The organism is Eisenbergiella porci, from assembly GCF_009696275.1.
GTDB classification, from domain to species: Bacteria; Bacillota; Clostridia; order Lachnospirales; family Lachnospiraceae; genus Eisenbergiella; species Eisenbergiella porci.
This window is the reverse complement of sequence record NZ_VUMI01000090.1, coordinates 1-10,036: the sequence shown is the minus strand read 5'-3', so window position 1 is coordinate 10,036 and position 10,036 is coordinate 1. Positions and strand designations below refer to the sequence as shown.

13 protein-coding genes and 1 pseudogene are annotated in these 10,036 nt (G+C 44.4%); 3 read left to right on the top strand and 11 right to left on the bottom strand.

Going from position 1 to position 10,036, the window contains the following annotated elements; genetic code table 11:
• Positions 1 to 96: 96 nt before the first annotated feature.
• The 7 genes and pseudogenes from FYJ45_RS28065 to FYJ45_RS28045 all read right to left on the bottom strand — a co-directional run bounded on the left by FYJ45_RS28065 (position 97) and on the right by FYJ45_RS28045 (position 3,699).
• Positions 97 to 822, bottom strand: coding sequence for an ABC transporter ATP-binding protein (locus FYJ45_RS28065; RefSeq protein ID WP_154468262.1), 726 nt, complete (start codon positions 820 to 822; stop codon positions 97 to 99).
• A complete protein-coding gene (locus tag FYJ45_RS29980) occupies positions 819 to 971 on the bottom strand; it encodes a hypothetical protein (RefSeq protein WP_195842025.1) in 153 nt (50 codons plus the stop codon). The genes FYJ45_RS28065 and FYJ45_RS29980 overlap by 4 nt, the downstream gene beginning before the upstream one ends.
• Before the next feature lie 151 nt (positions 972 to 1,122).
• Complete coding sequence (locus FYJ45_RS31955) at positions 1,123 to 1,545, bottom strand: ATP-binding protein (RefSeq protein ID WP_321170337.1); 423 nt, start codon at positions 1,543 to 1,545, stop codon at positions 1,123 to 1,125.
• The gene (locus FYJ45_RS31950) at positions 1,515 to 2,198 is read right to left on the bottom strand and encodes a histidine kinase dimerization/phospho-acceptor domain-containing protein (protein ID WP_321170336.1); all 684 of its coding nucleotides are present in this window, start codon (positions 2,196 to 2,198) and stop codon (positions 1,515 to 1,517) included. The genes FYJ45_RS31955 and FYJ45_RS31950 overlap by 31 nt, the downstream gene beginning before the upstream one ends.
• On the bottom strand, positions 2,195 to 2,863 hold the full coding sequence (locus FYJ45_RS28055) for a response regulator transcription factor (RefSeq protein WP_321170335.1): 669 nt from the start codon (positions 2,861 to 2,863) through the stop codon (positions 2,195 to 2,197). The genes FYJ45_RS31950 and FYJ45_RS28055 overlap by 4 nt, the downstream gene beginning before the upstream one ends.
• Before the next feature lie 96 nt (positions 2,864 to 2,959).
• A pseudogene (locus tag FYJ45_RS33370) lies at positions 2,960 to 3,049 on the bottom strand (DNA-binding protein); the annotation flags it as partial.
• 113 nt (positions 3,050 to 3,162) lie between these two features.
• Positions 3,163 to 3,699, bottom strand: coding sequence for an SLOG family protein (locus tag FYJ45_RS28045; RefSeq protein WP_154468260.1), 537 nt, complete (start codon positions 3,697 to 3,699; stop codon positions 3,163 to 3,165).
• A gap of 126 nt (positions 3,700 to 3,825) precedes the next feature.
• On the opposite strand from FYJ45_RS28045, the gene FYJ45_RS28040 reads away from it, so the two are divergent.
• Positions 3,826 to 4,155, top strand: coding sequence for a helix-turn-helix domain-containing protein (locus FYJ45_RS28040; RefSeq protein ID WP_154468259.1), 330 nt, complete (start codon positions 3,826 to 3,828; stop codon positions 4,153 to 4,155).
• 40 nt (positions 4,156 to 4,195) lie between these two features.
• Here FYJ45_RS28040 and FYJ45_RS28035 read toward each other — a convergent pair whose 3' ends face one another.
• From FYJ45_RS28035 to FYJ45_RS28020, 4 genes are read right to left on the bottom strand one after another with little or no spacing between them, the layout of a single operon-like run.
• Positions 4,196 to 4,606, bottom strand: a complete 411-nt coding sequence (locus FYJ45_RS28035) for a hypothetical protein (RefSeq protein ID WP_154468258.1) — start codon at positions 4,604 to 4,606, stop codon at positions 4,196 to 4,198.
• A gap of 4 nt (positions 4,607 to 4,610) precedes the next feature.
• Complete coding sequence (locus FYJ45_RS28030) at positions 4,611 to 5,525, bottom strand: ParM/StbA family protein (protein WP_154468257.1); 915 nt, start codon at positions 5,523 to 5,525, stop codon at positions 4,611 to 4,613.
• A 41-nt stretch (positions 5,526 to 5,566) separates the two neighbouring features.
• On the bottom strand, positions 5,567 to 6,166 hold the full coding sequence (locus tag FYJ45_RS28025; RefSeq protein WP_154468256.1) for a hypothetical protein: 600 nt from the start codon (positions 6,164 to 6,166) through the stop codon (positions 5,567 to 5,569).
• Entirely contained in the window at positions 6,163 to 8,280 is a 2,118-nt protein-coding gene (locus FYJ45_RS28020; protein ID WP_321170334.1) for a hypothetical protein, read from the bottom strand. The genes FYJ45_RS28025 and FYJ45_RS28020 overlap by 4 nt, the downstream gene beginning before the upstream one ends.
• A 375-nt stretch (positions 8,281 to 8,655) precedes the next feature.
• On the opposite strand from FYJ45_RS28020, the gene FYJ45_RS28015 reads away from it, so the two are divergent.
• Together FYJ45_RS28015 and FYJ45_RS28010 are read left to right on the top strand one after the other, a co-directional pair.
• Positions 8,656 to 8,844 (top strand): DUF6444 domain-containing protein, encoded by a 189-nt coding sequence (locus FYJ45_RS28015; RefSeq protein WP_154468255.1) that lies wholly within the window; start codon positions 8,656 to 8,658, stop codon positions 8,842 to 8,844.
• Between the two features lie 75 nt (positions 8,845 to 8,919).
• On the top strand, positions 8,920 to 9,957 hold the full coding sequence (locus FYJ45_RS28010; RefSeq protein ID WP_154468254.1) for an IS66 family transposase: 1,038 nt from the start codon (positions 8,920 to 8,922) through the stop codon (positions 9,955 to 9,957).
• The last annotated feature ends 79 nt before the right edge of the window (positions 9,958 to 10,036 follow it).

Genomic DNA, 10,036 nt, shown 5'->3' with positions numbered 1-10,036 from the left:
AGCACTCATCCGTAGGGTTTTTCCTTTCATAAGGATAAGGCTATTGTAAAAGAAAAAGAGCACCGTGGCAACGGTGCAGAGAAAAGATAAGAAAGGCTATTGCACAGCATGTGCGATTTGGTTCAAATAATCAATTATAACCTGTTGGCTGCTGTTCTGCTCCTTTAGTTTTTTCGGCGTATCAAGTGCAACAATCGCACCATTTGAAATAAAAGCAACCCTATCACAAAGCAAATCAGCATCTACCATGTTGTGTGTTGTTAAAAAAACGGTAGTTCCTTTCTTTCGTTCTTCCTCAATAATATTGCGAAATAGAACAGCTCCAGATGGGTCAAGTCCGCTGGTAGGTTCGTCCAGAAAAAGGAGTTGGGGATTGCTGATTAACGCTCTTGCCATACTGACACGCTGGCGCATTCCTTTTGAGTAAGAGGATACAGGTTTTTTAAGAAAATCCCGCTTAAATTCCAGTTCATCCAATAATTCCTCAGCATCTCTGAGCTGTTCTTTCGGATAGAATGAAGAAAAATATTTTAGGTTATCTATCGCACTTAAATTGGAGTACAGATAGGGAAACTCGAACAGGACGCCGATTTTTTGAAAGAACTCTTTTGTATGAACTGTTTGGATTTCCTGTCCGAACAATGAAACATAACCGCCATGTCCTTTCAAAATCCCGGTTAGAATTTTTTGAGTCGTTGATTTCCCAGAACCATTTGGCCCCAGAAAGCCAAAAATTTCCCCATCACTCACAGAAAAGTTCAAACTATGTAAGGCTTGTTTGTCTTTTCCATAAGAAAAGGTCAGGTCTTTTACCTCTATCATTCTTCATCTCCCCACTTTCCATGTTGCTCCTGCTCCTTGTCCTGTTGGCGTTTACTCCACCATTTCATGAACTTAATCTTAAATGGGATAGAAATCACCAACGCGATTACAAACACCAACCACCAGTACCATTCCAATCCTAAAAACATAATCGTTACCTCCTTAATTTACAGACTTTTGTCCTTTTAAGCTAACTTATAAAAATGCTTTGAAATTGAAGTGAGATTGCTGTGAAGTTGGTGTGAAATCAAAAAAACAGCCCTGCCTATTTGGAAAGCAGAGCTGCGTATGAAAATATCGCTATTTGATTGTCGGGATAGAGAAATAGAACAAGACGCCATCAGGAACATTCTTTACACCATAATCTAAATTCTGCATAGACAAAATCTGTGCTACGATTGCAAGTCCAAGCCCGGAACCGTTATATTTGGAATTATGATCTCGATAAAACTTTGTCCAGATTTTCGATAGTGTTTCTTCAGGAATAGCAAAACATTGATTGTAAATGGAAAAATTTAATATCCCCTTTTCTTCTTTTAGGGAAAGCCTTAAAATACCACCGGGCTGTACATTCTTTTTTGCATTGACAAGCAAATTATCCAAAACCTGTTCCATGCGAAACTTGTCTGTATGAACAAAAACCTTATATTCCGGCAATTCATACTGCAGTTCAAAGTTTGTATCAGGAGCGTCTACCAAAAGGCGTCCGGCAATCGTCTCCAAAATTCTACAAAGTCAAACCGCTCAGGCATAAGTTGGGAAGATCCTGTTTCCAATGCTGATAAGTCAAGCAATGTAGTAATCAGGTTTCCCATTCTTTCTGTTTCGCCCATAATGACTTCAACATATTTTTGCTTTTTTGCTTCGTCTGTTTCGTCCTGCAAACCTTCCGCATAGGCCCGGATAACACCTAAAGGAGTTTTCATTTCATGGGATATATGATCTACCAGCTCTTTTCGTTCTTCCAGCAATAACCGTTTCTGCTCTACATCCCTTTCAAGCTGGTTATTTACCGTCTCCAATTTTGTCAGTGCTTGCTGTAAATTTTCCGCCATTCGGTTAAGATTTACGGACAACTCCCCAAATTCATCGTTTGTAGAAATATCACAGGGAGAAGAAAAATCCAACTGTGCCATTCTTCGTGCCGACTTTCCGAGTTTGTCAATCGGTTTTGAAATGAATTTTCCCATTAGAAAATCCACAATCAATACCAGTAATGTGACAAAAAGCAGCCATATCAAAAACGAGGCATCTTTCTGGACAGGAAGATGTGTTGAAACCACATAAGAAACAATAAGGATAATGCCTGCAAGCTTCGAAACCATAATAATTTTCTTCCGGACAGTACGAAGTGAAAGACTATCATTTAATTTCATGGCATTACCTCAAATTTATAGCCAGAACGAATAAGTGTAACAATGTGTTTCCCTTCATCCCCCAATTTCTGCCGCAGCGTTTTGATATGGGTATCTACCGTTCGGGTTGTCCCTTCAAAGTCATAACCCCAAATTCGATTTAGTAATTGTTCACGGCTAAAAATTTGGCTGGGATTGCTCATAAAAAAGTGTAATAATTCATATTCCTTATGAGTAAGCGTAATTTCCTCTCCCTCCAAAAACACTTTGCGTGAGGCTGGAATAATTGTAACCTTTCCGGCATTTAATGTGTCCACAGAACCAGAAGAAGTCCTGCGTAAAAGAGCATTTACTTTTGCAAGCAGTACTTTTGGACTGAAAGGCTTCGTCATATAATCATCAGTGCCATACTCATAACCTTTCAATTTATCGTCCTCGCTGCTCTTGGCTGTCAACATAATAATTGGCAAATTGCTCATTTCTCTTGCGAATTTGCAGACAGAAAATCCATCTAAATGGGGCATCATAATATCCAGTATCATCAAATCCATTGGATTATTTTTCAAAATTGTCAGAGCATCCACCCCATCATCAGCAGTATAGCAGGTGTGACCCCCACGTTGCATATATTCGGTAATTATATTCTGCATATTTTTTTCATCTTCTACAATTAGAATATTTGCCACCAAATCACTCCCTTCCATTTTGGAACTTATACCGTTAATCCCCAGGCTTCACCGCATACTTGGGAAGAAGCCATACCCAGCCATTTTCATGGCTCAGAGAATGCGTCCAGCAGAGCAGTAGTAATTTATCATTCGGGACGAAATGCCCCATTTTTCACTTGCTTCTTTGAGTGTCATGTAGTCCATGTCGCACCTCCAATAACCTTTACCATTATATTTCATTTGCCCGAAAGGTGCAAGCAACATGTCCCTTTGTCCTACCACATATAGAACTTTAACCATACCACTTGTACAAGCAGTCAGCCATGTTCCTCTGTCACCTTTCCACTATCTGGATGGATCAGAATAATCGACAGTTTCCGCTTTCTGGCATAATTGACCGTCATCTGCGTTCCACTGCGAATACTATGCTCATTATCAAAAACAGCTACCAGATAATCTGCGTGATCCACCATATACCGGTTGCGCTTCAGGTAGCTTTCTGAACCTTGAACACTGTCCACTATGACTACTTGACTGTGCCTCCTGATAAACTGCATCCTGCTGCGGCTGCGCTCATCCCATTTTGCATCATAGCCTTCAAAGGGCAAAACTGTAATTAGCTCCACTTCCTCATACTCTGGCTGCTCTTTCATTCTCAGTAAAATTTCAGCTGCCCACATATCTACGCCCAAAGCGCCCCCTACCAAAAAGCAATGGACTCCTTTTTGATATAATAATGCAAACTGGTCATGTAACCGCTTTTTCAATCGTTTACACCCAGCCGTATCTTCTTTGTATTTGAACTTGAACCTGGTGGGTCTGTGACCGGTTACTGCACAGGAAGGTATTTTCATATACATATCCCCTTAATTTTGTTTATCTGTTTATTATACTTGCCATAGACGAACAAAATCAACCATAACCGCTTAATAATTCATGTCATAGAGGATAAAATTAAACTATGGCATGGAGGTAAGTGAATGGACAATCTTTTGAAAGATATGGGCAAACGGATCTTTGACCGGAGGAAACAACTAAACATGACCCAGGAAACCCTGGCAGAACTGGCTCATGTCACGCCGCAGACCATCTCCACTGCAGAATTGGGGCAAAAAGCCATGCGGCCCGACACCATCCTCAAAATTTGTGATGCCCTCAACATCAGTACGGAATATTTGCTACGAGGTATCGTCACAGAAACGGACTCCTCCGTTCTTATGGAGAAGGTTTCCACGTTGACACCCAAACAATACCGGCATTTTGAAGATATTCTGGACAGTTTTATCGCAGCAATGCAGGAAGAGGCATAGGAGTGATAGCAACTCCCATGCCTCTCTTTTTATTTTTGTATTACCCTCGGCTGCGGAACGCAGACAGGGTGCTGGCGATCAGGCTGCGTGTCCTGTCATCTATCTCTGAATTATCATGTGCTTCCTGCGCTTGCTGGATTGGAATTGACGGTACAGGTTTGTCTGCCGAGGCAGCCTTTGTTGGCCGCTCCGCTTCTTTCTCCAAACCCATGCCTTCCTGCCGCAGAATTTCCTTGACGATAGCCTCTACCGCTTCTTTCGTAATGGCCGGGGCTTTCAGTGGCTGCGGCTCCTGAGCAAAGTGTTCATTATAGTAAACCACAGCATTTGCCACATACTGCGCCTTGGTGCGTGGACTCTGCAATTCCAGCAATCCGATGGCAGTCTCATGGATGGGGTCACCTTCATTGAACCGCAGGGTAAACCGTCCTCGTTCTTTTTTCTCTCCCATACCATCACCTGCCCGCTGTGTCTATCCGGTACAGATACTCATAACCGTCTGCGTTTGCATTGATTTTGGGTACGAAGAACGGTGTGCCCACCTTACCCGATGCCTCAATCTGCCGCTTCAGGAGAATCGCACCTCCCCCCACAAATACCACCTTGCAGTACCGCAGATCGATCATTCTCTCCCGCAGGGTGCTGAACAGGTCGTTGATAAATTCCTGCGCTGCTAGCTCTGCCAGCCGCACCACCGCCTCCGGGTATTTGGTCTTTTTCCCCAGCAGGATAGCGTCCACATCGCTTTCATCCAGCAGCAGATCCAGCTCGGAATTGACTTTAGACCGTACTTTATTGTACAGCAGGATCACGCCATTTTCCAACGAATCACAAGAGGTAAGATCAATCTCACCATTTTTCATCAGCAGATAATCAGCCGTAAAACCTCCAATATCCAAAATGACCGCTTTGGGCTCATCTACAAGAGTATGAAGCATGGTAGCTGCCGCTGCATACGCCTGGGGAAAGCAGGCCACATCCTCGATGTAGACCGAATAAGGTTTGCCCTGCACCTCAAATTCTATCATTCCCCGTTGCCCAAAGTATTGCGTGAACCGCTCTACCTGGGCGCCGAAGTGTGCCGGGGGCAGACCGACCGCCAGCTGGACACGCTGCACTTCCGCCACATATGCGCCGCGGGCTTCGATTTCCCCAGCCAGCGCAAAGAGCGTTAGGATAAAGAACCGGTCATCTTCCGTCTTATCCTTCCGATAAGGTATGCGCTCATTGGACAGGGTGTAGAAGGTATTCTGGTACCTCAGCACATTCTGTCCGAAAGGACGGGTGACACTCTGTTTCAGCCCGGACACAAAGGGCTCGCAGTGAACGGTTTTGATTTGTTTGTTGCCATGATCAACGCCAATAAGCATATGTAGTTGCCTCCTTTTTGCTTTATACATATCCTTTACGCCTATATGACGCCTAATCTCAACAACGGTATCAATTTTTTTCGCACAGCCAGGGCTTCCCGCTCGGTTTGATACCAGTAAAACAGATACTCGCCAAGAAACGGCAGCCGCATCATATCCCGCTGGTTTTCAGTCAGTGTAGAGAGGCTTTCCCATTCTGCAACCGGAAAGCTCTGCAGGTTCTCCAAAATGATTTGCTCCTCTTCCTCGTATTTCACAAAGGGCAGATAGTATTTCATATACTCAAAACGCAGGGATGGCAGAAGATCCAACTTTGCAGTTTCCAGTACCTGCGTCTGCGGATATGCTGTCAGTCGTTCCCCGCAGGCGTCTGCTGACTGGAGCATGGGAACGATTTTATCATCATCGGTCTCCTGCTCACAGAGCGCATGATAGAGCGCCGCAAATTCCGGAATCTGAACGAGTTCTTTCTGTATCCGCAAGGTCTGCCGGTCTCGGAGCTGTTCCTGTAAATGAAACCTCTCCACTCCCTCACAAGCCTGTTCTATGGCGCCCTCCGAAAAATCGCTGGTAAGCGCCAGCGCCAGACCATCGCCCTTCATTCTGGATAACAGGGATAAATGTTTCCATGTATGTTTCATGCTGCTTCACCTCCAATCATTGTCCGTACCATATTCAAAATCTCATGCCGTGGCCGGGATTTAGACTCTACCATTTCACCGCACAGCTTGAAAAAGCTCTCGGCATCTTCTGCTTCAAGGGTCTGAACACAGCCGGCTGGCCATTCCAGCATTTTGTCAAAAGCCATATTCAAGGCCTCTTTCTTCTCACTATGGTAATAATATTCTCGAACGAATTTAGCCAAAGACACTGCGCTGCCATTATAAAGCTTCAGCAGCTTTTCCCGTTTCTCCGCTGTCTTTTTCCTCTGCTCCAGCTGTTTTTCCTGTTCCTTTTTCTCGGCAGCCGCTTTGTGCTCCGCTTCCAGCTCTGCTTTGTCATAGAACTGTTCTTTCAGTCTGGCAACCTCATACCCGCCATACTCACTGTAAGCCAAGAACTGCCGCAGCACAGCCGCCAGTATTGTCTTGTCATAGAGGCGTTGGATCACCGGTTCCTTCAAGGCGCTCAGAACAAAAGCATCGTATTTTTCCGGTGCTGTCTGGAAGAATGAAGCATCCACCCACTCATAGAGCTGCCGGTGCTGTTCTGCAGTCAGGAATGAGCGGCTGATCGTTGTTTTGTGTGTCCTTCTGTTGTAATACCCTTCCTCTTTCGAAAAGCACTCGTGAAAGTGAAGCCAGCTCCCAAATATATCTTGAAGCTGGTGGAAGGTGTACCGGTTCAGCAATTTCTCGACAAAGCGGAAGCATCGCCAGCTTGAAACCGTCAGGGCATAGCTGCGCAGCAGTTTTATTGGGCGCGCATCTTCGCCATCTGCCCGGTGCTGCTCAAAGAAGCTCCACAGGTCGATTTCTTTCTTTTCTACCAGAAAGGCAAACGCCCGTTTATCATGGCTGTGACAACTGCTGAAATACTCCATATAATCAGCCCCTGTCAGTTCCCGGTATCTTGAAAACCACTGTTTCAGCGGGCGCGATTGACGGGAGCAAAGCATTTGCTCGGTAAACAGCTCTATATAGGCGTTTCGTCTCAGTTCTTTTGCCAAAATATCGAAGTGAGGGTCAAACACATCAAAGCGATACGAAAAGTGCTTTTGGATCGTTTGGTTCATCCAGAGAAGCGTCTTTGGTGCAGTGGGCCTCAGCCCGTTTTGAATAGCTTTCCAAAGGCTCTGAAACCCCTCATACTTTATGGAAAAATCACCATAACGCCGAAGAAGCCAGCCCACATACTCATACAGGCTTTCTGACAGGTCCTTTGCGTCATTTAATAACATCCGGCAGCACACCGTTGCGATTTTTTCAGCGGTAATGCTGTTGCTATCAAGCCTTTCCGGTATCCGGTCTGCCCATATAGACAGGGAATTTGCCAGAATGATCTCCTCCTGACGATACCCGGCTTTGTATAAAACCGAAAACTCCCGGCTGTCCGGCTTCATGTTCATATAGGGCAGTTTCATCAGCGTCCGCAGCACTAAGTCTGCCTTTCCGCGGTATTTCTTCGCCAGCTCTCCACAAAAACGAATGAACCACTCCAGCACACCGAAATCATTGACCGGTGAGAGCGTCCTGCTCTGCGCAAATAATCGGATCAGCTGATCGTGCATGGCTTGATAGCCTCTTTCTGCATCCTCAAACAGCGACAATACAAACAGAGCTTCTTCGGTTCTCGTATGCACCATCTCTGCCAGCTCTTCCAGAAAAGCACGCCGCTGGGCAGCGTCTGTTTCCAGAAGATACAGGGCGCCCCGCAGGTACACATCTTTCTTGGCAGTCCTCCGCAGCTTTTGAAGAAAAGCTCCCCGCTGATTCCCCACAAACATATTGTCTGACTGAATCGCACAGGTATTACCCAAAGCCAGAGCCAGGGCGCGTAGAGTACGGACGTCATTGCCAAGCTTCTCCTCAAAGCGTTCCAGCACCTCACCGGGATAGCGTAGGCTGTACGGTTCAAAGTAGGTGGATACATCTGTCTGGGGCTGCCAGATCTGCAAGGTTCTCATCTGGCGGTAACTCACACCGGCATTTTCATTCTGGGAGGTCTGTACAACCAGTTCGGCAAAGGCGTGGTAGAGGTCCAGGTCAATGGCTTTTTGATAGGTTTCATAGACCGGTATCATGTTGATATGCACTTCAAATCCCTCCTTGTCCTAAAAAGTAAGGGGAGAAGTAACTGTTTAGGACCCCACTTTAGGTCCAGATGATTTTTTGTACAAAACAGAGAAATTTAAAAATCTGTTTTGCAATCTGTTCCATGATTTCTGTGGATAAATCTTCCTCAATAATCATGAGACTTGATTTGCTGTGGATTACTCCACAGACATCTTAAATAACCATGTTTCAAAGCCACAGTCCGTGGATTTTGAATAGTTTTAGTAACACTTGAACCTTGAAATTTTATACTTATCCACCGTCATTTTGACTATATGAATCATTATGCCAATTCGCTTTTTTCTTGGTTTTCCTGTAAAATATAGATATAGAAAACAGGAAAGAAGGTGGTCTGGATGCCAATTAATATTACAGAAGAATTCGTTCGAAATCTAATGGAGCAAAATGCTGCTCTTATTGAACAGGTTGCTGCTTTAAACGCAACTGTTAATGCACTTAACCAGACCATTAAAGAACTTCAGGAGCAGAAAAACAAAAACTCCAAGAATAGTTCAAAACCGCCTTCAAGTGATGGACTGAAATAAGGAACGAAAGAGAAAAGCCTTCGTGAACCTTCCGGTAAAAAACAAGGTGCTCAGCAAGGTCATTCTGGCACGCATATGGTAATTACCAGAGAACCCGATACAACACAAACTCTTATTCCGGATGCTTGCAAGAATTGTCCGAATTGGAAAAGATGCAAGGGTACAGCATGTGTCGGTGAAACAAGATACAAGGTTGATATCCAAGTCATCCAGACACTTGATGCATATGAATCCATGGAAGTTAAGTGTCCCAAAACCAACCAGACCTTGAAGGGTACATTTCCATCTGATATCAAAGGTCAGATCCAGTATGGGGAATCCATTGCATCCTTAATCGTAACACTGAACACGGTAGGTGCCGTAAGTGCAAAGCGTACTCAGGAAATCCTGGGTAGCCTGTTTGACCTCCCCATTTCTACAGGAACTGTTCTGAAGATGGTGTCCCGATGCGCTGCCAAAGTTAGTAGTGTTGTAGAGACAATTAAGGAGCACATGTGTAATAGTGCAAAGGCTCATTTTGATGAAACTGGTACCCGTGTGGATGGACACACTCGATGGGCGCATGTCGCCAGTGATGAATTATTTACATACCTGTTTTTCAGTTGTAAACGAGGGCACGCAGGTATGACGGAGATGGATGTACTTCTCCACGGTGTTGCAATCCATGACTGCTGGGCATCCTATTGGAAATTCAATGTCCTCCATGCGATTTGCTGTGCTCATTTATTGCGTGAATTGAATGGAGTAATAGAAAACCATCCAGAGCAAACATGGGCACCCAGATTCAAAAAGCTTCTTTTGGATATGAAAAAGACAAAAGAAGACGCAATAGCAATGAATCTGGCAAGTGCTGATGAACATACGATTCAATATTATAATGAAGAGTATGATGCAATCATCCAAGTAGCATTTGCTGAAAACCCAATGGTTACAACGGAAGCAAAGAAAAAGGGTCGCCCTAAAAAAGGGAAGGTACTGGCACTCATTGAACGCCTGCAAAAATACAAGGGTGAAGTCTGCCATTTTCTAAAGGACTTCCAAATAGATTTTGACAACAATCAGGCGTTATACGCAGGATATTTTTATCCTCATCTTTTCGGAAAATGCGCTTAGATACAGTAGTCTTGTCGTCAAAGATGAGGATAACATAATTATCTGATTCCAAAAATCCTTGCTAGTTCAACTTCGTCAT